Below are 26161 nucleotides of genomic sequence, written 5' to 3'. Positions count from 1 at the left end.
CAGATTTTTCACTGCACCAAAAACTCACTTTTGTGTGCACTTAACTGCACCAAAAACCATGTTTTTTGGGTATTTTGTACAGTGCGAAGCCTCCCTTTAGGGGCGAATTCAGCCCATCCGTTTAATCTGCTTACTAATTCTAAATATATTAAGAATGGGTGCGAATATATGCATTTTTATAGCCATAGTTCCCTTTTTAAGTTGACAAAGTTCCCCTTTTGGATTGACAAAATTAGGGTGTATTTATGTGTGTTTATTTAGCCGGCAGTTTTTCCATTATCGCCGGAATGAGAGAGTCGCCCTTTATCCTGCCGCGGTATGTTTTCATTATCTTTCCCGCGTAGAATAAGGTCTTCTTTGCAAGCAGGTTATCGCTCGTTTTACTATATGCCTTAAACCGGCTTTTCTTTATAGCCGTCGCCACAACCGCCTTTGTCTTTGACTCAGGCAGTGCGATAAGTTTATTCTTGGATATGATGTCTTTGACTTTTGCCGAAGGATTAGCCCTGAGCTTTTCCAGTATCACCGGAATCGCTTCCTTATAGAATTTGCCTTTGGAGTAAAGAGAGAATATTTCAATAATGGATTCGTCTTTTATCTTCTCAACGGATATTCCTTTATGCTCGAGATGCTTCAATGTCTGGGTAAGCGTCGCTCCGGCAAGGACTTTACTTACATTCTTGTCTTTAATAAGTTTATCCATTAAATTCGCCCGCGGAGAGACCGATAAATCGCGCGCAATCTGGTAGGGGAGCCCCAGCGCCGTATAGCGCCTTTCTTTTTGTGATGGCGGTTCCTTGATATTTGCCCGTATTTTTTGGACCATTTCCGGCGTTATTTTTACCGGGGGCGAATCCGTATCCGGATACATCCGGTTCGGGCCGGGCAGTATCCTTTCAAAATCCGTGATGCCGTTCTTAAATGGCTGGCGGGTTTCGTTCGGCACCCCGTTAATCGCGTCCACGACGCGCAGCCTTACCTCGTTCAGCGCGGTTTCCACATCCTGCTTGCTTCCCCAGACGAGCGCGCCGAGGTCGCCTTTCTTCAATCCCAATTTCTTTTTTATGATAGCCAGGTCTTTATCCGAACCCGGGTATTTGGGGTATTTATCCGTATGGAAGAAATTCGGCATGTTATCCAGGCAGGCGATTACGCGTAAACGCCCGGCAACTTCATCCGCGAAGGTTTTGCCCCACTCCCCCCGCAGTAGCGGGGTTCGGGGACGGCCGATTAATTTGCAGCTAGTATGACCGCCTGTCTGTGTCGGATGATTGAATATACCGCCCAGTTTGGGGAGCTTTATTCCGCCGATGGCATTGCCTTTTTCCAGGTTCTCTCTCATAATATTCGATTTCGTCTTGGAGAGCGCTTCCGTTAAATCAGCTTTAACGGTTTTAAGTGATTTCTCGGATACGCCTTTTTCCGACAGTATCTTTTTTATATCCAATAATTCCTTTTGCCTGATTGCCTCGGTATGCAGGAGGCGCGGAATCCAGTTTATCTGCGGGACGCCCTTTATTTCCACCCGGCTGCCGCCGGCGATACTGCCGTTGACATCCTGCCTGACCGAACCGATGCCGCGGCGCAGTTTTCCGCTCGTCCTTATCAGGCGGCTGATTTCCCGGACGACCTCGCGCATCTCTTCCGGTGTCCTCATTTCCGCCTGCGTGATGATTTCTATCAAGGGCATGCCCAGCCGGTCCGTCCGGAACTTGATGGTGTGCCCGATATTGCTTATCTGACGGCAGGCGTCTTCTTCATAACAGACGTGGCTGATATTTATCCGGCGGTCTTTGTAAGGAATCCATCCGTTGATGCCGACCACGGCCGTCCGCTGGAAGCCGGTCGGGATGCTGCCATCGAGGTATTGCTTCCTCGCTATATGCAGTTCGTCAACGATACTGCAATTTAGCATGAGCGCGAGCTCGATGACGATATCAAGCCCTTCCCTATTGACCAGGAATGGGGGAGTATCGTCCATTTCATAGGTGCAGACCGATTCCCGGTTGAGGCAGTAGACGACGTTCTTTTTGGTCTTGAATTCCATCAGGGCGCAGCCGTCGTATTCGCCCAGTTCCGAAAGGGTCGGTCGCATATGGCGCAGGACTTCCGCGTCGTGCGTCTTGGAATACTTGCCCGCCGGGCAATGGCAGAAAGTCTTTTTCTTGGTAAGAATCTGCTGGTGGATTTCCACCCCGCTTTTGAATCCGAGCGACTGGTAAAATCCGATGTCGTTATAATCAATCTTTGCCATAAAATTAACCAATAATATAATACGAAACCGCGGAAAAGTCAAAGAAGTTCGGCATTTCGTTTGAGAGATTTAAGTTGCTTTTTTAGGGAATTTTTGATATAGTGTTTATCCTTGAAAAGAAACGCAACAAGAGTGGATATAAAAATCACCCGGAAATCCGGAAGAACAACAGCGGGAATATTAATAATGTTCCTGGTTTTATCGTTCAGTTCGCCCGCCCAATCAGACTGGAACGGCGAGAATAAACTCACCTTGAAAAGCAATTCGGTCAGCGGCAACGAGGAACAATCGTTCCTTAAAGAGGATTTTACCATCATAGATGAAATCAGGATTAACGGCGCCGAAAAGCTCGGCAATAAGGATTTTTCCCTGCTTTTCCGCGGACGCACCAGCAACGATACTTCCATCGAATCGGAAAAATGGGGACTTTCCCAGTTGGTTGCCAAGCTGAAATGGCGCGAGCAGGAATTGATTGCGGGCGATATTATCCCGGATTTCCCGGAGTTTATACTTTCCCAAAGCGTGCGCGGGATTGAATACAAGCGGGAATTTGCCGCGGGCGAAGGCTTGACAACGGATATCCTTGCCGGCAATACCGCACAGCGTTGGCAGGATGTCTGGGGCGGCACGGCGGATGAATACAAGCAATACGCCACTGCGGGACGGGTCACTTACCGCTTTAAGCCGAACCTGATGGCCGGATTCGGATTTGTCACCGTTGATGATGATGCCTCTGATAAGATTGACGGGTTGGCCGGAAGGCAGAACAGGGTATTCGGCCTCGATTTTAACGGCAAGCCAATCCGCAACTGGATCCTTGCCGGAGAATTCGCCAAAAGCTACCGCAATTACGACGATTTGCGCCAGCGCACTTCGACGGAATCGGATACCGCGTTCAACCTGAAAAGCAATTTAAGATGGGCTAACACATCATTAAGATTTCAATATTACCATGTCAATCCTGATTTTGATACGCTGGCCGGCTCGGCATCTTCGGACAGCCTGCGCCTGAAAGCTTCTTTAAACCATGCGTTTTCCGAAAGCGTTTCCGGGAATTTCTCATACGGTTTCCGCCGCAATAATCTGGAATCGCAATTGAACGGCACCACACGCGTCAATTCTCCGCAAGCGTCTATCGAATGGCAAATCAATAAGGATATGAAACTGAGCGCGGAGGCGCGGGAAGAACTGCGCGTTAAATCCGATGAAACTATTGACGAAGTGAACATCAGCGTTCCCTTAAGGCTGGACGGCAAATACGAAAAGCTGGATTACAATGTTTCTTACGAATACAGGAACCAGGAGGATAAAACCCCGGCTGATTTATCCCATATTATTAATGTAATCAATTTGGGCGGCGGTTATGAACTCGCAAACCAAGCCGTTCCGGTGAATCTTTCTTTAAGCTACAGCATTATCATGGATGAAAATACGAGTACTGATAAAAAGGACGTTACTTCAGGGGTTAATATTGGGGTTGAATTGAACCGGAACCGTTCGTGGTCGGCCTGGTTAATCCACCAGATAAACGGGTTTAATACCGGCGTGTCCGGCGCGATTGATTCGCGGCAGGATATGACCGCTTTGAGATTTAACTGGAAAGTATCCGATAAACAAACCGCTCCCAGAGTGGAGGCGGAGATGAGCAGAAAAAACTTAGATTATTCCGGAGGTTCAAGCAATGATTACACAGAAACAGTATTCAGCCTATCGGTTACCAAGAGTTTTTAGGTTCGTATTATTGTCGGCCATGGCGCTGGCTTTGGCGTGCCTTCCTGCCTGGGCGGAAGATGACGGTATAAGCGCGCGCGAGAAGTCTGATTTTTTAAGCAAAACAGAAAAACGCCTCTCAAACCTGCAGAATGACCAGGGCGCCTTTAACGATTTATGCACCACTTTCGGCGTCAATTCGCCCATTCCCACTACCTTTGGGTTGACCATAAAATGCGCGGAGCTTTTGGGGAAAATCAAGCAGGGCAAATACGAAGATGCCGCGCTGGATGGCTTGAAGACGCTCGGCGAATACGGGCTTGAGCAGGCCGCCAAGGTATTCACGCTTGCCAAGGCGGTTAATATGGCTTATGCCGCCGGGAAACTGGGCAAATATCTGGGCGACTCCATGGTGACCAACGAAAAGAATAAAGCGGTTGAGGCGACTTATGAATCTTACCGCTCCACCAACCGCTGGGCTGGCGAGGATGTCACCCGCGATATGTATTTGGACAGATGGTGGAAATGGGGAATGGTTGAATACGGCGCAAAGAAATTCCCGGATTGGGCGCTGGAGTATTTTAATAAAAGAATGGAAACGGAGCAGGCGGTGGATAATGCTATCAACGCTGATTTAGAGGAAGGGAAGAAAACAGTCCGTAAAAAGATATTTAAGGAAGCGCTTCCCAAGATGTTTCCCGGGATGTCCTCAGAATCCGCCGGCAAAATCGCCGAGCTTATCACCGAAGGCAAAGTCTCGGAATCGGCGCTTGAAGATATTTTAACTGATGCGGAACTGAAAAAAATGATGGCAGCCGGACCGGTTAAGGGACTTAAGAAGCCTTCAGGCGGGGCAGAGGGCAAACAAAAGGGAACGCTCGAAGAAGTTCTTGCCTATCTGGAAAGCCAGAAGGCGCAGTTAATCGCCGGCGTCATACTTTACGGCACGTATGAACAGAATGTCAAACAGATTGGAATAACCGATTCGGAAAACACCAATGAGGATGAAGCCAAACTTTCTTCCGCGCTGAAGAGCGCCGAAGATTCGATTTTATCGTCGCTTAATAACAGCGGTTTTAAGGATTTATTGGAATCCTTGCGTTCCAAGTCTTCAAGCGCTTACCGTAAAATCGGCGAGCTTAAGAAAGAAATAGGTCAGTCCGTGGATAATAAGGTCTCGCAGGGCAATCTTACATATGATATAAATTGGGATAATCTCAGGATGGATATGCTTGCCAATCCTGAGGAAACCAAGTCCAAGTGGGACGGTGTTTTTAAGAAGGACCGTGAACTTGTGGAAAAGGATATTTTTAAGTTTAAAAAGCATGAAACCGACCTTAATAACTTCGGCGAGGTTAAAGAAGGGCTCGCTTTGAGCGCCAAGCTTGAAGAAACCGTTGGCCAGATTCCGGGAATCGTCTCCGTTTATTACCGCGCCCAAAAGCCGGTTACCGTCATGGATTTAAATAACCTGATTACTCCGGATTTGATGGGTAAGCCCGCCGATTCGCCCGAAGGCGAAATTAAGGGGGAACTTGCCGTGGCGAATCTCCGTTATAACCTGCTCACTTTAAGCGTGCGGGAAAGCCTTGCCGGATTGGATGAATTGCTCCGCCAGCCGAAAGGTAACCTGGAAGCGCTTTACGATTGCCATGACCGCGCCGTAAAGGCTATTCCCAAGCGCCAGCTGATAAGCGAGCTTGCCAAAGCCGGGGAAGATGTCATGGATAAGATGCGCAGGGATTTTGATATGTCCGTGGCTTTTTACGAAGACGGCAAAGTCAGCTGGGAGGGCGGCGTGATTTATAAGGGCAAGGTGGTTAATTTCGATTCGCCAGGCGTTTATGATATTGGCAATATGGCCGCCTGGGAAAAAACCGGGTCTTACAACGCTTCCTGGGATGAAAATATCACCAAGAAAGTGGAAGATAAAATCTCCCGTATAAAAGGACAGCTTTCTTTCATAGAGTCGCTTCCCACGGCAAAAAGCTATGTGGATACCTACCGCGCGGAAGCGGTTAAGATACAGGCGGAACTGGATAAACTGGAAAAGGAGACAACCGAGCTTGGTTATGGCTTGGGCTATACCACGGATGCGGGGAATTTCATCGAGCGCTGCGATTTATACGTTGCGCCGCTCCAGAAAAAGATGGACGTGGTTTTAAAGCGCGGCAAGGAATTAAAGACCGATGTCGCCGGGTGGGGAGAATACCTGGTTAAGTGGAAAGACCTGATGAGCCGCCTCAAAGCCGGCGGAAAAACCACCGCGGACGTGCCGGAAGCGGTTAATCCGCCTGACGGGGAAACAACGAACGTTCCGGAGGAAAAGCCGGAAACACCCGGATTAAGGAATGTCATGATACAAGGCCGGCGCTGGGACGATATTGAAAATAAAATAGTTGTGCATAAAGATGAATTGAAAGACGGCCAGATAGAAATTTCCGGGCAGGCCGGCAGCGGATTTGTCGTCGGCAAGACCAAAATAGAAATAGATACCGGCGATGGCTGGAAAGAAGTTTCTTATGAAGGAAAATCCTGGGCGTATAAATTCAAGCCTAAAACAGGCGAGATGAAAATATCCGTCCGGGCGGTTAATCCTGATGGCGCCGTTTCTGATTCAATCGATTTTCCGCGGATTACCGTGTTTTATGACGAAACCACCGGCCGCGAAAAGATAGAGAAAGTCATTGCCAGGCTGAAAGACGCCTTTGAGAAAAAGGATTTAAAGGGTTTTATGGATAATGTTTCCTCCGATTTCTACTTCGGCGATGATACGTTGCGCGACCAGCTAAGGCGTTTCTTTGACGCCGCCAATACGGTGCGCCTGAATATCGTGATAGATTCCTACGATACCCAGGGAGCCAAAAGGATGGTGTCGGCGCACTGGGACAGGACATTTGTCGCGACCGGCTCCGCTGCCCAGACCAAGCAGAGCGGGAAGACGACGCTGGTTTTTTCCGCGGATGATAATAAGCTGCTTGCCCTGAAAGGCGATGTGATTTTTGTGATACCTTCTGATACGGCTTCGCCTTTGGGCGGCAATGCCAATGTCACAACCGGACGGATAACCATGCAGAATGAATTTACCAGCAATGAGGGGTACAGTTTCCATTCCGGCGGCATGATAAGCGTGCTGGATGACCCGGATTTTTACTGGAATACCAGCGGCATCATCAGCTCCATTAACGGTGGCTTAATTGACCTTGGTTCCAAGGAGCTTGATGAAGTGGCAACGGTGCCTGAAGCCGGTTACCAGTCTGCTACATATATGCCGGCCGTCGAAGGGCATTCGTACGCCTTAAAAACAATTAAAGGCAAATACGCCGTGCTTTATATAGAAACTGTTAACGGCACCGATTCCATAAAGGTCAATTGGAAGTATAACAGCGAAGGCGGCAGGGATTTTTAGGCTTTTCGGTAAGCTCACAGTCATGCCCTAAATACTTGACGATTCCACCAATATGAGGTAAAACTTTATATCAATATTATTAATATAGGAGATAAAATATGAGGAAGCTGTTAATTGTGGTAATGCTTGTGGTTTTGTCTGTAAGCTGCCAATGGGGTTGTAAACAAGCGCCGGTTACACAACCGCTTGATAAGCAACCTGCCAATATCACGGGCCTGGACCAGTTGAAAAAGGATATGTCATTCCTTTGCGGCGATGAGTTAGCCGGCAGGAAAGCTGGCTCCATGGAAAACCTGAAAGTTGCGTTGTATATCGCCGGTGAATTCCATAAAATTGGCTTGGAAACTTTGAAGCCGCAGGTGGCAACGGAAATAACCCCGGCGGTTTATCTCCAGACTTTCGATGTTAAAGAAAAAACGCTCCAGAACGTGGTCGGCTGCATCTGGGGCTCTTCAAAAAAGGAAGAAGCCGTTATCATCGGTGCCCATTACGACCATCTTGGAATGGATGAAAAAACTAATCAGATTTATTATGGTGCGGATGACAATGCCTCCGGTGTTGTTGCCTTGCTGGGCGTGGCGCGCCAGTTGCACGCGATGCTGGAAGCGCCCAAAAGGACGATTATCTTTATCGCCTTTGACGGCGAGGAATCCACCGAATCAGGCGGAATGCTCGGCTCAAGCAATTACGTCAAAAACCCGCTCTGGGATTTACAGAAGACACGGTTTATGTTGAATCTTGATACTATCGGCCGGATGACTGATAAGCTTTATGTCTTCGGAGGAAAGACCATCCCGTCGTTGAAGGATGTTTTGGATAAGGCCAATCGCGAAACCAAACTTAATCTGGCTTACGAGGAAATCTCTTCCGGCAGCGATCAGGTGGCGTTTTGGATGGCGCGCGTTCCGGCTTATTTCTTCTTTAGCGGCGCCAATCAGGATTATCATCGTCCGAGCGATACATCGGAGAAAATAAATTACGAAGGGCTGGAAAAGATAACCGGTCTAGCCGGGCGCTTTATCATGGATATTGCTAATTTACCGGAAATCGAAGCCTTTAAGGAAATGCCTAAGATTGCCATGCCGTCCGGCAAGCCGCGTCCCTATATCGGTACGCAGCCCGGTTTCGATTCGAAAGTCAAGGGTGTATTGATAAAAGGAGTAAACCCAGGCTCGCCCGCGGAAAAATCCGGTTTAAGAGAAGGCGATGTCATTATCAGGATTGACGGCGCTGAAATAAAAGAAATCGGTGATTACCAAAAAGTCCTGATGGAAAAGAAGGTCGGCGATACCATAAAAATGGTCGTTTTACGCGACGGAAAAGAAACAGAAATCAGCGTGACTCTGGAAGAAAGAAAATAAATGAACCGTAGTCTTATTGCTTACGTGATATTGGCGGCTATATTGGTGATAAGCGCCATCGTATCATTGCATGCAGATTCCCCTTATTGGTTCGAATACGGGGAGCCGGAGCCGCGGGAACGGACTTCTTTTTCGCTCAAATTATGGGGCGGGGTTTTCGATGTCACCGCCAGTGAAGTAAAAATTACCGATAAGGTCAATAAGATTAAAGATGTGGAAGAGGACTTGACCGAAAACTTCTGGGCGTTCGGGCTCAATATTTCCGATGTGCCCGTTTTCCCTTCCGCCAAAACCGGTATGGGCAAATGGTTTTCAGCCGGGATTGACCTTTTTAACCTTAACGGCGGTTATACGATTACCACCCTTTTATCCGATAAAGTGTCTTACCAAAAGAACGAGATATTTTCCAAAAGCACCTGCCTGGTCGGCCACGTCAAAATATCGCCTTTTATCGAAAGCAATGTCCAGCCTTATGTTGGATTCGGATTTGGACCGGCTTATACCAGCCTGGAATATTCGAGGGTAACCAAATTACCGGGCAGCGCGGCTGTATTGGAGAATGACCGCAATTGGGATAATAGTAATTTTAAAGAGGTATTTACCGGATGCGATGTTTATCTCGGCAGCCGCTTCAGCATTAATTTGGAGTTTCGTTTGCTCAGCCTGATAAACGACCACTTGATGTTTGAAGACCCGAATTACAATAAGCATACGACGAACGTTAAGACTAATTTATACGGCATAATGAGCGTGTTCGGTTTCGGATTACATTTCTAAGAATATGGAACGCAAAAGCAAAGAAGTAAAAGACCTGGAAGCGGTTTTGGAAATCTCCAACGCCATGATGTTGGAAAAGGATTTAGACCGCCTGCTTCGCCTGATTGCCCACAAGGCAACCGAGGTTATGGAGGCCGAGCGTTCCAGCATATTTATTGCGGATGAAGATACACAGGAATTATGGGGCCGCGTTACCGAAGGCGTGGACATCACGGAAATAAGATTTCCCTGGGCAAAAGGCATCGCCGGCCATGTTTTCCAGACCCGCGAAGTCGTTAACATCAAGGATGCCTACAACGACCCGCGCTTCAATCCGGAAATAGATAAGAAAACCGGTTACCGGACCCGGTCTATTCTTTGCGCGCCCTTGATTAACCACAAGAACGAGGTTACCGGTGCGCTTCAGGTCTTGAACAAGAAAAAGGGCGTGTTTAACGAATATGATGAATCGCTTATCATGGCTTTTTCCGCCCAGGTTGCCGTGGCTTTGGAAAACGCGCAGCTGTATCTCGAGCAGGAATATACCTTTAGCCAGTTCTTGAAAACCATTACCGCCACTCTTGATGCACGCGACCCGACCACCGCCGGCCATTCCGAGCGCGTTGCCCGCTATGCCCTTAATATGGCAAGGGCGCTTGGGTTTAATGATGAAGAATTAAAAACACTCGAATATGCCGCGCTTTTGCATGATGTGGGAAAAATTGCCGTCAGGGACGATGTGCTCCTTAAGCCCGGCCGCCTTACTCCGGAAGAATACGAGAAAATGAAAAGCCATGCGCTTAAGACCAGGGAGATATTGGAAAACATGTTCACCGGCCGGAATCTCCGCGAGATTCCCCATATTGCTTCTTCCCACCACGAAAAATTGGATGGCTCGGGATACCCATTTGGCCTTAAAAACGGTGATATGAGCATCTCGGCGAAAATCCTGGCAATTGCCGATATTTTTGACGCGCTGGCAGCCGAAGACCGCCCGTATAAAAAGGCAATGCCGGTTGAGGAAGCAATTGCAATCCTGGAAAAAGATAAGGGCAGCAAGTTCGATGCCGAATTGCTTGATTTATTCAAGAACCAGAGACTGTATTTAATCGAACGCCGTAAAGCCCAGCGCCATGTCCTGAAACTGCCCGTTGAGTTCAGGCCTTATCTTCTGGTCAAAGATAAAAAGATTGCCAAAACAAACGCTGATGTTATCAAAGCCACTACCGTAAATATCAGCACACTGGGGCTTCTCATGCATTCCCCGCATCATCTGGCCGTGGGCATAATAATTTCGCTGACAATTGATGTTCCCGGTAATAAATTGGATTTATCCGGCCGGGTGTTGAGGGTAGAAAGGCTTTTTCATCCTGGTGAATACAATATCGCCATAGAATTCGCCGACATGCCTCCAGAGACGCTTAAAAAATTGGAGCTCGCCGTAGAAAAAGGCCGGCAATAGGCAAATACTGACTAAATAAATATGAAGAGCCCGAGAATTGTCATCATCGGCCGGCCGAATGTCGGCAAATCTACGCTATTGAATTCACTGGTGAAAAAGAGGGTGTCGATTGTGGACGGTATTCCCGGCACGACCCTGGATTCGGTCACGAGTTCCTTCGTCCACGAAGGCTATCGCCTGGAGCTGACCGATACCGGAGGCATTCTCGATACAAAAATGCTGGAGGGCAAAAGCCGTAAATTCGGTGTCTTTGATAAGGAAATGCGCCTTCAGATACTCCATGCAATCAAGCAGGCGGATGTGCTTCTCTTTCTCATGGATATCCGCGACGGGATAACGCCGCTGGACAAGGAAATAGCCAAGCTGGTGCGCCCTTACCATGACCACCTGATACTGGCAATCAACAAGGCAGATACGGCCTCCTTGGAAAACGATGCCGGTGAGTTTTACGGCCTCGGTCTTGGCGAACCCATCCTCTTTTCCGCCCTGCAGAAACGGGGCTTGGATACCATGCGCGAAAGGATAATCGAGATAATCAAATCCAAGGGCTTTGTCCCGGATGATGGAGCAAAAGAAAATGAGCCCTTAAAAGTTGCCATCGTCGGGAAACGCAATGTAGGCAAATCGACTCTGGTCAATAACCTCGCCCAAATGGAGCGGATGATTGTAAGTGAGATTCCCGGCACCACGCGCGATTCCGTGGACGTCCGCTTTGAGATTGACGGCGAAGTCTTTATCGCCATAGATACGGCCGGACTGCGCCGCAAAGCCAAACCCAAAGATTCCGTGGAGGTCTTCAGCCGGATGCGCACGGAATTTGCCATGGAGCGCGCCGATGTCATCCTTTTCCTGATTGACGCCCGGGAAAGGGTTTCCGATGTGGATAAAAAGATTGCCGAGACGCTCGTTGAAGGCCGTAAGCCCTGCATTATCATCATCAACAAATGGGACCTTGTCCCTGAAGGCACCACGCCCGATGATTATATTGATTATCTTTCACGTAACTTACCCAGCCTGAAGTTCGCGCCCATCTCGTTTATTTCCGCCAAGAGTGGGTTTAACGTCAAGGAGACCATAAAGACCGCGCAGGAATTAATCCGGCAGTCCAAGCGCAAGATTTCCACCTCGCTTCTTAATAGATACCTGGATAAGATAAAGAACGCGTATCACCCAAAGGCAAAGGCCGGCAAGTTTCCCAGGATGTATTATGCCACGCAAACGGGGAACCTCCCGTTAACCATTACCATATTTGTCAATAGCCGCAGGCTGTTTGACAACGAATATCTAAAATTCGTTACCAATCACTTAAGGAAAGATTTAAAATTAGAAAATATTCCAGTCCAGCTTGTCTTAAGGCAAAGGGAACGGGATAAGAAAGGCGCCCGGCCTTCCGGGCATTCCGAACAAAGGTATCGGGATTGCAGTTCTCCTAAAGCTTTTAGGGGACAAGGAAGAAGAAAACACAATGATGAACAAGACGCCTAATACGGCGAACACCTGTCCGGCAGTTTCACCGGGAGGCTTTTTCGGGCTGGGCATCGCGCCCATGATACTTGAGGTTTTGCAGCGCATAAAGTTTACCGCGCCGACGCCGATACAGGCGAAGGTGATTCCGCTGGCGATAAGCGGCTCGGATGTCGTCGGCATCGCGCAGACCGGCACAGGAAAAACCCATGCCTTCGCCATTCCCATGGTGCAGTCGCTCGCCCAGAAACCGGGGATGGGGCTGGTTCTGGCGCCGACCCGCGAACTGGCGCTCCAGATAGACGAGGTCTTTTGCCAGCTCGCCCAGCCATTCGGAATAAAGACCGCCTGCCTTATCGGGGGCGCTTCGATGTTTCCGCAGGTGCAGGCCTTGCGCCGTAACCCGCGCGTCATCGTCGCCACTCCTGGAAGGCTCTTCGACCATATGGAACGGCGGAACGTCAACCTGGGGAATGTTATAATGTTCGTGCTGGACGAGGCAGACCGGATGCTTGATATGGGCTTCGCCCCGCAGGTGGAAAGAATCGCCGCGCAGGTGCCCAAGAAAAAGCAGACCATGCTCTTTTCCGCCACTATGGATAAAGAGATTATGCGGGTTGCCTCTCGCTATATGAAACTGCCTATCTCCGTGGAAATCGCGCCGCCGGGCACGACCGTGGAAAGCGTCACCCAGGAAGTCTATATCGTCAAGCGGGAATTTAAGCTCCGGCTCCTGAGTAAAATACTCGGCAAGTATCCCGGCTCGGTTCTCTTGTTCTCCCGCATGAAGCACCATTGCAACCGGATTGCGCGGGAAATAAATAATATGGGATTCACCGCCGCGGCCATGCATTCCGACCGCTCGCTGGCGCAGCGCCGGGAAGCCTTGGAAGGATTTAAGTCAGGCAAATACAAGGTCCTCGTGGCGACGGATATCGCCGCGCGGGGAATTGACGTCATGGGAATAGAGCTCGTGGTGAATTTCGACCTGCCGGATGACAAAGGCAATTACGTCCACCGCATCGGCCGGACGGCGCGCGCCGGTCACAAAGGGCACGCCATTTCCTTTGCGCTGCCTAACCAGATTCCGGATGTCCACGAGATAGAAAGAATCATCAGGAAATCACTGCCGATTTCCCATCCGCCTGATGCGGCAAGCGAGCGCTTTAATCCGCGAAAGCGCTTCCACGAGAAAAACTATTATAAGAGAGAACCGATAATATGAAAATAGGATTGATAGGTCTGCCGCAGGTGGGCAAAAAGACGCTTTTCGAGCTGATTACCCGCGCGCATCCTTCTGAACACGATTTGCTGGCAGGGAAAGCCGTTGCCGGCATCGCAGAAATAGGCGACCCGCGCTTTGACTGGCTGGCAAACCTTTACCAGCCCAAGAAACTCGTCCGCGCCAGAATCAATGTGGAACTCCTGCCGAACCTGGAAAAAGGATTTGCCAGTAAGAGCGAATCCATCCGCGTCTTAAGCACGGTGGACGCCTTATGCCACGTGGTCAGGGCTTTTAAGGACGATTCGGTTTACCACGTCGAAGGCTCGGTTGACCCCAAGCGCGATATTGCCGAGGTGAATTCGGAACTGATTCTCTGCGACCTGATGTTCGCGGAAAAGCGCATTGAGAGGATTGATAAGGAAACCAAGCGCACTAAGGAAGAACAGCTCATAAAGGAAAAGGAGTTCTTGCTTAAGATAAAGGCGTGGCTGGAAGAGGGCAAGCCCTTAAGGCTTTATTCATTCACTCCGGAAGAGCGCAAAATTATCATTAATTACCAGTTGATTACACTGAAGGAACTGATTATCGTCCTCAATGTCTCGGAAGAGGCGTTGGGAGCCAAAGGTGAGGAAGAGACGCTAGAAAAAGAGTTCAGCAATCTAAAAATACATTTTATCAAGGTCTCTGCCAAGGTGGAATCGGAGATAGCAAAGCTGGAGACCGAAGCCGAGCGCAAGGAGTTTTTGGGTTCTCTGGGCATTAACGAGCCGGCAGTCGACCGTTTGAAAAGAGTGTGCCTCAAGGCGTTAAATCTAATTTCCTTCTTTACGGTCGGCAAAGACGAAGTAAGGCAGTGGACGATAAAAGCGAATACACTGGCTCCGGCAGCGGCCGGGGCAATCCATACGGATTTGGAAAAGGGATTTATCCGCGCCGAGGTGATGAAGTACGCGGATTTGAACGCGTTGGGGAGCGAGGAAAAAGTCAGCGCCGCCGGCAAGGCGTATTTGAAGGGCAAGGACTATCTCGTTGAAGACGGCGATATCCTGAATATTCGATTCAATGTTTAACAGGGACTTTAACGAGACTTGGACGAGGCTAAAACACTGGATATAAACGGAACAGGGTTGTTGCCAAACAAATTATATCTCTTTGATGCTTGTTAGGTAACCGCTCCTTGAAATCAATTACCAAACAATTGTTTGAAATAGAACGGTTTTGTTAGGTAATAAATATGTTGCTATTCTTTACCAAACAATATACAATAATACTCAACTTATGTTTGGTAATAGGAGATGTATATGGGCGTAATCAAAGGCGTCTTAAAGGAAGAGCTCGGTAATTCTGTCAGGATGGTTAAACGCTATAAAGAGGAAATCGATAAGGTTAAAGGATGCCTTGTAAGGAAAAAGATAGGAAAAAAATATTATTATTATTTAGCCAGAAGGGAAGGCAAAAAGGTCAGGTTTATCTATCAGGGTGCGGATCCTGATAAAATAAAAAAGTCCTACCCGGAGCAGAAAAAGAAGCTTAACCGGTATAAAAAATCCTTGTCTCAGGTGAAAAAGCAGATTAAATTCTTAAAGAGAGCACTTCGTGGAAAAGAATCAGTATAAAATCTGTATCGAAGTGTTAAAGACATTGGATAAAGGGGCGGCATTGCCTTATTTAATCCTTATCGGGAGCTGGTGCGCCTATTTTTACCGTGACTATTTTAATACTGTTGACTATCTCCCCTTTATTAAAACGCGGGATATTGATTTTCTGGTTTCACTCCCGATTAGGTCGGAGGGTAAGATTGATATCCCTGAATTATTGAGCGGTTTGGGGTTTGTGACTGACTTCAAAGGCAGTAAGGGCTATATCAAATTAACCCATCCTGAATTATTGATAGAATTCTTGGTGCCGGAAAAGGGGAAAGGCATGGATAAGCCCTATCCGATTCCAAAACTGGGGATAAACGCCACGGCTTTGAGGTTCCTTAGCTTCCTGACGGATAATACCATCAGGGTGAAAGTGGAAAACTTCTATTTGACCCTGCCGCATCCGGCTAACTTTGCCCTGCATAAGTTAATTATCTTCCAAAGGCGGACCAAAGAGGATAAAGCCCAAAAGGACAGGAATATCGCCCTTGAGGTTTTACGGGCGCTTATCAAGAAAGGTGAAATAAAGGTTATCAGATCGGTATTCAACTCCATCCCCCAAAAATGGCAGAAAAAGATTATCATGGGATTGGAGAAAGCCAAGGAGAAAGAACTGATAAATACACTACAAAACAAGGAAAAGTGATTATTGTAGTGTAAAACAGATTTAATGTGTAATTAACCACGAAGGCACAGAGTTCACAGAGAATAAATTAGTAACTTGGCGTCTTCAGTCCCACCTACGCCTACGGCTTCGGGGACGTCGCTGGTGCTCCGTGTCTTGGTGGCTAAAGTAGTATGAAAAGAATATATTGGTTCTATTCGGTAATCCCGCTAATGGTTCTTGCCGGCATCTTGTTTTCATCCGGTATACACTTTGCATCCGGAGAAGAAGAGACCATAAAACCCGGTGAGATACATAAAAAAATAGCCTGCAAGGAAAGCCCCAACCATTCCTATGCCTGTTATCTCCCTAAGAAATATAATCCCAAAGAGAAATATCCTATTCTGTATTGCTTCGCGCCGGACGGGAATGGATTGTATTTTGTGGAATTTTACCGGACTGCCTGCGAAAAAGCCGGTTGGATAGTCGTCGCCTCCAACGACTCCAAAAACGGGCCCATGCAGACAGACGCCATCAATGCCATGTTCAAGGATGCGCAAAAGAGGTTCTCCTGCGATCAGGATTGGATTTGCGTTTCCGGCTTTTCCGGCGGTTCGCGTGTGGCGACCATGGTTGCCGCGGGCTTTAAGGCGAAAGGCCATATCGCCATAGGCGGCATTTTCTCCGCGGATAATTATAACCTGCCCGATATGGCTTACTGGCTGTGTTGCGGCGAAACCTGTTTTAACCGCAAGGAAATGGAACAGGCGGAAGAAGCCTTAAAGAAGAAGAAAATTCCGGTAATGCTCAAGGTCTTTCCCGGCACTCACCAGATGCCGGCTAAAGAAGTGGGGGAAGATGCTGTCAAATGGCTGGACGATTTGCGGATTAAGACAATCAAGGGGAAAACGCCCTGTGATTGCAACAAGGTGGAATCATTGCCCTTTTGCCCGGCCTGCAATAAGATATTAATGGGCTATAGATGCCCGGATTGCAAGAAGCTGTTTTTCCTTGATAGAGATGCTAAGAGGAAATGCCCGGAATGCAACAGTAAAAAAATAGTGCCGGCTGAATTAACGGTTGATGGTAAATGCTTTTCCTGCCAGTGCGAGGTAAAAAAAGAGTCGGTTTGCGTCAAGAAGGTTTATTATTGTCCCCAGCATCCGGATGAGCTTTACTTTAAGAACACTTCGCCCTGCCCGAAATGCAAAAAGAACCTGGAAGTCTGTGATATTGTTTATTCCAGGGTGATAATATATTATAAATGTATGAAATGCGACCCGGAAAAAGAGCTTTCCGAGGAAAAATGCCCGGTTTGCAAAAAAGTACTTCCCAAGCAGAAACGATGCGAACTCTCAGGTTCTTTCCCTCATATAAACGAAAGCGAGTGGGGAAAATAACTCTATTGAACTATTAAACAATTGAACATTTGAACTAATGATGAAAATGCCCGATTGGCTCAGCGACTTTTCCGGTGCTGTTACGGTCTGCGATAAGGCCGGTAAGATTCTCTATATGAACGCGAAATCCGCCCAGACATGGTCGCGTTATGGGGGCGCCAAACTCATCGGGAAGAGCGTTTTAGAATGCCATCCCGAACCGGCAAGAAAGAAACTCGCTAAAATGCTTAAGGATAAAAAGTTTAACGCTTATACCATAGAGAAAAAGGGCGTAAAAAAACTTATTTACCAGTCGCCTTGGTTCCAAAAGGGCAAGTATATGGGCTTTGTCGAGTTATCGTTAGTGATACCATCCAAGATGAAGCACTTCATCCGTTCCTAAGTGATATAAGCCCCGCTCCTCCCGCTTTGCGGGATTCGGGGACACCCGAACGATAGGGAGTCCCCACCGTAGGTAGGGGGTGGATTAAGCGGATTTATCCTAATTTAAATAGTGACCATCCTCACATATATTCTCTTATCTACTCCCTGCCATGGGGTGGGTAATCGTTGCTATGCTCATAACTATAGATACTTTTCCCAAATCAATTTTTTCCGCAGGGGATGTATAAATTTTCCTATGTATATATACCCGATTCGTTAAGAGGTTGTACCCGATTCGTCAGGTGTGAGTACCCGATTCGTCAAGTGTGGGCACACGATTCGTCAAGGAGCAGTACCCGATGCGTCAAGTATGAGCACCCGATTCGTCAAGTGTGGGCACCCGATTCGTTAAGGGGTAGTACCCGATTCGTCAAGTATCGGTATCCGATTCGCCAAGGGTGGGTACCCGATGCGTCGAGTATGAGTACCCGATTCGTCAAGGGGCAGTGCTACGTTCGTCAAGGGGTAGCAGAACGCGCGTCTAGAGTTAGTACAACATACGTCAAGGGATAGTAGAACATTCGTCAGGCAGGTGATAGGGCTATTTTCATGGGATATATAGATAACAGATGGGGGGAGTAGATACCCCCCCCATAAAACTCAATATATTCATTCCTGTTCTCAATATATGCGTTTTGGGCTGTGGCTGTCCTATATAAGAGAAGAAATTATCCTTTCTGTCTATTAAAGGGATGTCATGACACTACTTTTCGGTAAAGTTCTGTTGCTAATCTATTTCCGGCATGGTGCTGATGACGTAATCGCCCGTATCTTTTTTGGTGGTCATTCCGACCAATCCCAATTCAATCGCCAGCGGCAGTATTTGCCAATCGTTAATAACAGCGGCTAATTTCTCCCCTTTGCGCAGGGTGTATTCCTCACCCAGTCCTTTCAGCCTGGTTATAAAGTTTTGGAGCCTTAACACCATGTTGTCATCCAGCTTGGAACGCAACCACAAGGCCGCGACGCTTCGCTTTAATAAGCGCGGACCGCCTAATATAAAATTGCCGAAGCCATTGGCAATGCGTCTAATCTGAGAATAAATATTTACCGGGTCGCTTACTGCGGTCATGTAAGGCATCCCTCCGAACACGCCTTTTTCAAATCCCAAATACAATTCTCCCCAATTGCCGTCCTGCCATATAAACCGTGTGGCAACGGGGTCGGAGACGTGTTTAAAGACGCCTGATAAATAAAATTTAACCCGTACCCAGTCTTCTTCAGGGTGCCAGATAACATCGATAACTATGATTACGGTTGCAACGATGTTTGCGATAATCCAGCCGAGGTCTTTAAAGGCGCTGATAGGCAGGAAGTGCAATGCAATATAGAAATAGATTAAGTTGGCAAAGATGAAGGTAATGGGCAAGAATAGTATTCCCAATAGGCCTAAGTAAATGCCTTCTGACTTCTTTTCCTCCCGCTTTTTGGCGATGTAATCAGATACGGTCATATTTATACCAGCCACAGATTACACGGATTTATTCTTTTTATATAGTCAGAATTATTCATGTTATTAGTCTGACTCATTACCTGTTAGGTATTTATTTGCCTGTTCCCAAGCTTCATCCTTAGGATAAACAAATTTGACCGTTCCATCCAAGTAAAGCACAGAAACGCCACCGTCTTTATGTGGATATTTATCAGCGGCAATTGGAAGCGTTTTAGGAGTTTCATTCGTTATATGGTAGTTTGGACCGCGATATTGGCAGTATCCGTATTCTCCACAGCCACCTCTTTCAGGACAAACAAAATATCCAGCTTCGCGCTCGCGATTCTGATATATTGATTTGTCTCTTGATGGAAATTCTCTTAATGCCTCCCAAAATTGTTCACCACGCAGGCTTGGGTAATTCCCATAATTTATTGTTTGGACATACTTTAACATCCCCTCATAGAGATGTTTGCGCAAGTTATCTTGACACCATATTGCGCCCTCGCTTTTCTGTGATTTAAGAGGGAAAATGAATGAGATGGTTATAAGAATTATTAATACAACAATTAATATAAACATTAATGATAACAATTTTTTCATGTTTTCCTGGATTCCTTACAAAAGCTTTATTTTTTCCGCGTAATCCGCTAAATCCGCTTACTATTAGATTAACCTGTTCTTGTGCGCGGTGAATACGATTTGCGACCAGGTCTCAAGGGTGGGATATAATTTCTCTATTTCCAGCGGCTTCAAGAACTCGCCGACCATCATATCCTTTTCCGCCACCTCTACCTTAGCGTCATCCTCAACCTCCAAACGATACACCATCCCGAAATGGACCTTGCCGACGTCATTGGTGTCGTCATTCAGATACCCGACGAGCTTGTATTTATATGGGCACTTGACCGAGAGCTCTTCGTGCAGTTCCCTCTCCAAGCCGTTCTCAATCATCCCATCAATCTGCTCTTTATTCATTGCTCCTTGCTCATTGATAATTGGGTTGATATGTCCCCCAACTCCAATCGAATATTTATTATGCAATCTCTTTTCCGTCTGCGTAGCTTGGCGGTGTAGGGTATAGATTTTATCCTGATAGGTGAACATGATATAGGGAATAATTTGTTTTAGGGAAGGGTCGTTTTCCGCCTTTGGCCGGTCGATGAAATAGGCGTTGGCGTAGATTCGCTTAATCAGCCCTTCCAAATCCGTGTTACCGAATCCGTAGGGGATGTCTTTTCCGCCAAAGAGCTTTTCACGCGGGACAACGAGTATTTGTTCTACCATTTCAAAGTTACAAGTCACAGGTTACAAGTTATTAGTTAATGAGTAGTTTATGCAAAAAAAAACCAAGACTCAAGATAATTCCAAAAGTTAAATGAAGGACAATCGTCGCCGCATTTGCCGGCATGAGCTCATACACTTTTTCATAATTCCTGGAAAGCGTCCTTATCGCCTTAATCGCGACCGGCAAAGTGAGCAGGGTCAAAAGCGAGAGTATCGGGAATGTTTTCAACACCACGCCGCCGATTATCCATAAATATGTGAGCGCTATTAATATGTAATAAAGCACGGCCGCTTTTCGCTTGCCCAACACGACCGGAAGCGTTCTTTTATTCACCTCTTTATCGGCATCATAATCCGGGAATTCATTGATGTAAAGGACTAAAGCAATCAGTATCCCGACCGGGATAGACGCCCATAAAGGGAGCCAATCCAGCTTTTGGGTCTGGACAAAATAAGCGCCGACCACAACAAGCGGACCGAATCCCATGCCTGTGGCGAACTCACCGAAGCCGAATCCGCGGTAGCCCAGCCTTAAGGGCGATGCCGTATAGAAAAACCCCAGCGCTATCCCGATGACGCCTATGGCGAGAATTATTTTTCCGCCTGTAACATAATTAAGATACAACCCGATGGCAGCCGCTAATGCAAATGAAAGGAGAGAGGCGGCTAGAATCTGTTTTGCCGGGATGAGATTATCCTGTATCATCCGGCTGCCGCCGGAAAACGGGGTGGGGGTCTTGTTCACCCAATCATTTCGGCTGGTATGGTCGAAGTAATCGTTTGCCAGATTCGTGCCGCTATGGCATAGAACTATTCCCAGCATGGTCAGCCAGAAATAGAACCAGTTGAAGGTGTGCGCGGCGTACCAGGCGATGATGCTTCCGAGTATTACCGGGACGATGGTCGCGGTGAAGAATGGAGCGCGGACTGCCTTAAGCCACAGTTTGATTTTTTTCATTTAGCCTCTCCTAAGAGATATTTTGTAAATGCGTAAGACGCTGTCATTCTGAGTCTCGCTTTGCGGGAGCGAAGAATCTTGTTAATAGACTCTTTCCACGAATGCCTTCGGGGTCAGAGTGACAAGAGAAGTTTATTTCTCAGGATGGTCTCTCAACTCATCCTCTGTCAGCGCGCTTTGTATATATACATTCTGGTTTGAGGATAAGTCAAGAGTTTTTGGCTGTGCTATTTGCCTTTTACTTTCATCTATGATGATGCTGACGACGGGCCTTAAAGGGTATTTCCGGTTGACGCAGGTTACCTGCCCGATTTCGTTGGTGCTTAGGCGGACCCAGGTTCCTGCCGGGTATATGCCGACAAGTTTTATCAGCGTTTTCAGCAAGGCTTTATCAACCTCGCCCGCTTCAATGAGTTCTTTTATGACGATCTGGGGAAGTTTGCCTTTGCGATAAGGCGACGGGCGGCAGAGCGTTTCGTAAATATCCGCCAGTTGGATGATTTTAATGTAGTCCTCGAGTTCATAGCCTGTTTTCACTGAGGCCGGCAGGGCATAACGCGCATACATCTTTTGCAATAAGAACAATCTTACTTTAATGGGCAGTTTGACATCAGGGTTTTCTCCAGATTCGGCCGAAGCTTCGGTTATTTCCAGTTCGTGGAGAAATGAGAGCATGCCCAGTTCCGTAAGCTCCACTTTTTCATAGCCCATTTCTCGCCCCAGATAGAGCGAAATGATTCCGGCATTGGTTAGGTGGTATTTCATGTATTCCTCGGGTGAATACCGGTAAGCCATGTCCAGCAGATTTTGGTTCTCGGAAAAGATTAGCTTGATTATTTCGTTTGTCGTTTTCGCCAATTCGTCATAATAGCTTTTAACGAAATCATCCGTCTTTTTTACTTGCGTTATTATTTTATTGATATTATCGCATGCTTCATTATACAACTGTCCGGCGAGTTCCGGTTTTGCCGCATCGCGCTGCCTGACGATTTCTGCCAGGCTGATGCCGTCTGCCGGCGGATAATTTGTTTTCGGGGTTGTAGGTGTTTGCGGCGGCTGGAACATTGCCTTGGCAAAACTTACCGGGGTGTTTTTCTCCCCGTCTTTTGTCGCCGGAATAATCTCTTCCTTACTTTTAATATTCTCACGGAGTTTAGCCGGTGCACCAGCCTCCCGACGCTTGGTGTCGGTATTTTCCAGCGCATTCTTATCCACCCTTATTACCCTGATGCGCTGTGGAATTGAAGGAGTTGAAGGAGGAGGTTGAGGTTGAGAAGAAGATTTAGGTTGCTCAGGTTTAGGTTCAGGTGTAGGCGGCGATTGAGGTAAAGGTTGAGTTTGGGCAGGGAGAGGCTTCGTATCAGGAGCCTCATTTTTCTTCTTGAAAATATCTGAGAAACGCACCATATTTTTAACCTTAAGCCGGTTTTTGTGGCATTATACATTAAGCCGAAGCTTCTGTCAATAACTGCAAATCTTTCAAGACGCCTTCCACGATACCGGAGTCTATTTCGTTTGCGCCTTTATTCATTCCGACCAAGAGGGCCGTATCGCAGACGGTGTTGATCATTCTGGGGATTCCGCCGGTGCGGAAGTTAACTAGATGGCATGCTTCAGGAGTGAATATATCATGCTGGGCGCCGGCAACACGGCAGCGGTATGTTATATACCCGTTCGTTTCCTCTGACGAGAGATTGCTCAGGTGGTAACGCAAGGCGATTCTTTGTTCAAACTGCTTAAGATGGGAGACCTTGTCGCGCAATTCCGGCTGGCCGAATAAAAGCAGGGTCAGCAGAAACCGGTCATTCAGCTGGAAATTAAGGAGTAGCCTCAATTCTTCGAGGGTTTTTTCATCCTTGATTGCCTGTGCTTCGTCTATGATGACGACCGTGTGTTTTCCCCTGCGGCTGGTGGCATAAAGCAGGGAATTCAGCTCCCGCAGAAGTTCGTTCTTCTTGTTATTGACCATCGGGGTTTTGCCCAGCTGGTAGATTATTTCCTCCAGCAGTTCATCCGAGGTTATATCGGGATTTATTATTATGGCGACGTTATAATTGCTGTTGTCGTTCAGGAGTTTGGAGGTTATGACGCGGGTAAGCAGGGTCTTGCCGCTGCCGTATTCACCGGAGAGCATGGCGGCGGGTTTGCGTTCCGTAACGGAATAAAACATCCTCATCAGCGCTTCCTCGTGCTTGGGAGTGGCATAGAAAAAGCGCGGGTCAGGCGTATTTTCAAACGGCTTTTCTTTAAATCCCCAATATCCCAGGTACATATATCCTATTATCGTCAAAAACAGGGACGTTTCCTGAACTGTTTATATATAGAGAGAGAATATATAATATCCCGGTATTTATCGGTGGTCCCGCCGAAGGCGGGACGCACAAATTGTTATGGAATGTATCCCGGCATTCTCCGGAACGTCAATACTTTCCGGGGGATAGCCCCCTAAAGGAGACACACGGATTATAGTATTAACAGTAGGTGATAGCCAATCGGTTTAATATAGAATGGCGAAATTATATTGACCGAACCTGATGATAGTTTTATAGTGTCACTTATTGATGCGAGTTTAAAGAAGGTGAGGCTAATGGCTCCGCGAAAGTCACGTTCATCGAGTTCGACCGGCTCTGAAAAGTTGGAAAAGGAGCTTCAAAAACTCCGTGAGGAAAACCAGAATTTAAAAGACCAGTTGCATACCAGTAAAAAAGAACACCTGTCAAATCTCAATAAGCTTTCTTCCGAATCCGAAGCATCTTTGCAGCGCAGCTTGAGCGATCTGGCCGAGCAGTTTAAAAACAGGGAAGGGGCGCTCTCCGGTAAGGAATTTTCTCTTGCTGCCCAGAGCGATGAATTGAAGAGGCTTATCCAGGTGCAGGATTCGTCGGTGGAGAAGATAGCCGAATTGGAAACGGAGCTGAATTCCCAGAAAGAGCAGTCTAAAAAGCTGGAAGAAGAGATAAATACGCTTGACCGGAAAATAGATGCAGTGGGCAAAGAAAAGCAGGCTGTGGAGGCGAAGGTGAAGGCTTCCCAGGAAACAGAAATATCCCTGCAGCAAAAGATTAATGAGCTTGGCGACCGCTTAAAACATGCTGAACTGGAAAGTTCCCGGAAGCAGTTGTTGCACGATTCCGAAACCAACGAAGTGAAGCAGTTGTTTAAGAAGCAAGAGTCATTGCTGGCAAATGCAAAGGAACTGGAAACGAAGTTGAATTTCCAGAAAGAGGAGTATAAAAAACAACAGGAGGCCCTTCGGGAGCTCGACAGGAAAATACAGGTTGTAGGAAACGAAAAGAATGATATCCAGGAGAAAGTCAAGATTTTCCATGAAACAGAAGTTGTATCGCGGTCTGAGAAGCTGAAGGAAACGGAGGCAATGGTTTTCCGCGCCCAGGACGAACTGGACGAACGCCGGAAAACGCTGGATAACTTAAACGATGAAATCGTATCTGCGAAAAATAAGCTTAGCGAAGCTTCCAAGAAGATACCTTTTTTCGAGCAGAAGATAGATGAATCCGATAAGAAACTCGGGAAATTGAATGCCGAGCTCGAATATTTAAAGAGTGAGCTTAGGGATAAGACTGCTCAAAAGAATGAGTTTATCCGGAAGGCCGAAAACCTGGAGCATAACGAGCTGGCTAAAATGCAGGAGCAGCTCAAACGAATCAGCGATGATATAACCAATGCAAACCTGAAAGTATTCGAGTTCCAGAAGAATATCCAGGAAACAACGAAGCAGATTGTGCCATTGGAGAAGCGTTATAACGAGTTAAAGAAGAAACAGGAAACGATGGAGGCGCAGTTGACGGTAAAGAAAGACGAGCAGCGCAAAATCATCGAGGAAACCGGCCGCCTGGAAGTCCAGGCGAAAGAGAAATCCGAACAGAAAAGTAAATACCCCGTTGAAATCAAGCGTTTGGAGGAAATCGAACTACCCAAAGTTCAGGCGCAGTTGAAAAAAGTCGATGAGGAACTGGCTCCGGTCCAGGCGGAATTCAAAAAGCATCAGGAAATACTCCTGCGCGTAGAAAAGGACCATGCACCGGTTAATGCGAAATACCAGGAAACATTCGGCTATGTGAAAAGCATGGAAAAGAGGTTGGAGGAGCAGAAAACGCTTTTCCAGAAACTTATTGATGAGCGTGTTACCATTGAGGAAAGGATTAATACCAAGACCAAGGAAAAAGAATCACTGGCTAAAGCTATTAAAGAGCTGAGCGAGTCGGTTGTGCCCAGGCAGCAGGAGGAGGTTAAAAAGATTTGGGTCGAGATAAAACAGGCGCAGGATACGGTCAATCAATACCAGAAAAAACTGGCGGAATTGCTGCGCGAGATTCCGGTGCAGAACGGAACACTGCGCGCCTTGCAGGCTGAAGAGGCTAAATTGAAGATTGTATACAAAGAAGCCAAGAACAAATGGGATATGCTTTCCGGTGCCTTGCGGAGGCTCGAACGCGATGTCAACGATAAGGATATGCAGGTTATCCAGGGTAAAGGTTTAATCACGCAGTTTAAGACGAGCATAGACCAGTATAACCAGCTTATGGAAAGCACGAAAAACTCAATCGGGCTGACTGCCGCCGAGCTCGGTCAGAAGCAGGATGAATTTAAGTGGCTCCAGCAAGCCCAGCCCGGTTTCAAGGAGGGTAAAATAAAAACTGCGGAAACTGAAGCGGAAAAATCAAGGCTTGTTTTCTGGGTAGCTATATCACTTGCCGGAGCAGGTTTGATAGGTGTGACCGTCTGGCAGGTTATTGTAAGATTATTTTAAAG

20 protein-coding genes are annotated in these 26161 nt (G+C 47.3%); 13 read left to right on the top strand and 7 right to left on the bottom strand.

Annotation, left to right across the window (positions count from 1 at the left end; translation table 11 throughout):
* Positions 1-253: 253 nt before the first annotated feature.
* Positions 254-2254, bottom strand: a complete 2001-nt coding sequence (gene gatE / locus HY811_08240; GenBank protein ID MBI4834789.1) for a Glu-tRNA(Gln) amidotransferase subunit GatE — start codon at positions 2252-2254, stop codon at positions 254-256.
* A 111-nt stretch (positions 2255-2365) separates the two neighbouring features.
* Here gatE and HY811_08235 point away from each other — a divergent pair, with 111 nt between their 5' ends.
* From HY811_08235 to HY811_08180, 12 genes are all read left to right on the top strand, one after another.
* Positions 2366-3985 carry an outer membrane beta-barrel protein gene (locus HY811_08235; GenBank protein MBI4834788.1) on the top strand — a complete coding sequence of 540 codons (1620 nt, stop codon included), beginning with the start codon at positions 2366-2368 and terminating at the stop codon, positions 3983-3985.
* The gene (locus tag HY811_08230) at positions 3936-7373 is read left to right on the top strand and encodes a hypothetical protein (protein ID MBI4834787.1); all 3438 of its coding nucleotides are present in this window, start codon (positions 3936-3938) and stop codon (positions 7371-7373) included. Before HY811_08235 ends, HY811_08230 begins: the two co-directional genes overlap by 50 nt.
* Before the next feature lie 98 nt (positions 7374-7471).
* Positions 7472-8734 carry a M20/M25/M40 family metallo-hydrolase gene (locus tag HY811_08225; protein ID MBI4834786.1) on the top strand — a complete coding sequence of 421 codons (1263 nt, stop codon included), beginning with the start codon at positions 7472-7474 and terminating at the stop codon, positions 8732-8734.
* Positions 8735-9511 (top strand): hypothetical protein, encoded by a 777-nt coding sequence (locus tag HY811_08220; protein ID MBI4834785.1) that lies wholly within the window; start codon positions 8735-8737, stop codon positions 9509-9511.
* Between the two features lie 4 nt (positions 9512-9515).
* Complete coding sequence (locus HY811_08215; protein ID MBI4834784.1) at positions 9516-10952, top strand: GAF domain-containing protein; 1437 nt, start codon at positions 9516-9518, stop codon at positions 10950-10952.
* A gap of 21 nt (positions 10953-10973) precedes the next feature.
* On the top strand, positions 10974-12437 hold the full coding sequence (der, locus tag HY811_08210; protein ID MBI4834783.1) for a ribosome biogenesis GTPase Der: 1464 nt from the start codon (positions 10974-10976) through the stop codon (positions 12435-12437).
* Positions 12418-13641, top strand: coding sequence for a DEAD/DEAH box helicase (locus HY811_08205; GenBank protein MBI4834782.1), 1224 nt, complete (start codon positions 12418-12420; stop codon positions 13639-13641). The genes der and HY811_08205 overlap by 20 nt, the downstream gene beginning before the upstream one ends.
* On the top strand, positions 13638-14711 hold the full coding sequence (gene ychF / locus HY811_08200; GenBank protein MBI4834781.1) for a redox-regulated ATPase YchF: 1074 nt from the start codon (positions 13638-13640) through the stop codon (positions 14709-14711). Before HY811_08205 ends, ychF begins: the two co-directional genes overlap by 4 nt.
* 231 nt (positions 14712-14942) lie before the next feature.
* Complete coding sequence (locus tag HY811_08195) at positions 14943-15257, top strand: hypothetical protein (protein ID MBI4834780.1); 315 nt, start codon at positions 14943-14945, stop codon at positions 15255-15257.
* Positions 15238-15930, top strand: coding sequence for a hypothetical protein (locus tag HY811_08190; GenBank protein MBI4834779.1), 693 nt, complete (start codon positions 15238-15240; stop codon positions 15928-15930). The genes HY811_08195 and HY811_08190 overlap by 20 nt, the downstream gene beginning before the upstream one ends.
* Before the next feature lie 152 nt (positions 15931-16082).
* The gene (locus HY811_08185) at positions 16083-17288 is read left to right on the top strand and encodes a hypothetical protein (GenBank protein MBI4834778.1); all 1206 of its coding nucleotides are present in this window, start codon (positions 16083-16085) and stop codon (positions 17286-17288) included.
* A gap of 46 nt (positions 17289-17334) precedes the next feature.
* On the top strand, positions 17335-17670 hold the full coding sequence (locus tag HY811_08180; protein MBI4834777.1) for a PAS domain-containing protein: 336 nt from the start codon (positions 17335-17337) through the stop codon (positions 17668-17670).
* A 768-nt stretch (positions 17671-18438) separates the two neighbouring features.
* Here the strand turns inward: HY811_08180 and HY811_08175 are convergent.
* The 6 genes from HY811_08175 to HY811_08150 all read right to left on the bottom strand — a co-directional run bounded on the left by HY811_08175 (position 18439) and on the right by HY811_08150 (position 23660).
* On the bottom strand, positions 18439-19179 hold the full coding sequence (locus HY811_08175) for a hypothetical protein (GenBank protein MBI4834776.1): 741 nt from the start codon (positions 19177-19179) through the stop codon (positions 18439-18441).
* Positions 19180-19227: 48 nt separating this feature from the next.
* A complete protein-coding gene (locus tag HY811_08170) occupies positions 19228-19746 on the bottom strand; it encodes a hypothetical protein (GenBank protein ID MBI4834775.1) in 519 nt (172 codons plus the stop codon).
* Between the two features lie 63 nt (positions 19747-19809).
* On the bottom strand, positions 19810-20430 hold the full coding sequence (locus HY811_08165; protein MBI4834774.1) for a hypothetical protein: 621 nt from the start codon (positions 20428-20430) through the stop codon (positions 19810-19812).
* 31 nt (positions 20431-20461) lie between these two features.
* Positions 20462-21388: a 1,4-dihydroxy-2-naphthoate octaprenyltransferase gene (gene menA / locus HY811_08160; GenBank protein ID MBI4834773.1), complete on the bottom strand. Its 927-nt coding sequence runs from the start codon at positions 21386-21388 to the stop codon at positions 20462-20464.
* A gap of 132 nt (positions 21389-21520) precedes the next feature.
* The gene (locus HY811_08155; GenBank protein ID MBI4834772.1) at positions 21521-22795 is read right to left on the bottom strand and encodes a hypothetical protein; all 1275 of its coding nucleotides are present in this window, start codon (positions 22793-22795) and stop codon (positions 21521-21523) included.
* Positions 22796-22832: 37 nt separating this feature from the next.
* Positions 22833-23660: an AAA family ATPase gene (locus HY811_08150; protein MBI4834771.1), complete on the bottom strand. Its 828-nt coding sequence runs from the start codon at positions 23658-23660 to the stop codon at positions 22833-22835.
* Positions 23661-23975: 315 nt separating this feature from the next.
* Between HY811_08150 and HY811_08145 the strand changes: the two genes are divergently transcribed.
* Positions 23976-26159: a hypothetical protein gene (locus tag HY811_08145; GenBank protein ID MBI4834770.1), complete on the top strand. Its 2184-nt coding sequence runs from the start codon at positions 23976-23978 to the stop codon at positions 26157-26159.
* Positions 26160-26161: the final 2 nt, after the last annotated feature.

The organism is Planctomycetota bacterium (assembly GCA_016207825.1).
Lineage (GTDB): Bacteria > Planctomycetota > MHYJ01 > JACQXL01 > JACQZI01 > JACQZI01.
The sequence above is the reverse complement of the archived record's forward strand: the minus strand, read 5'-3'. Positions and strand labels throughout refer to the sequence as shown.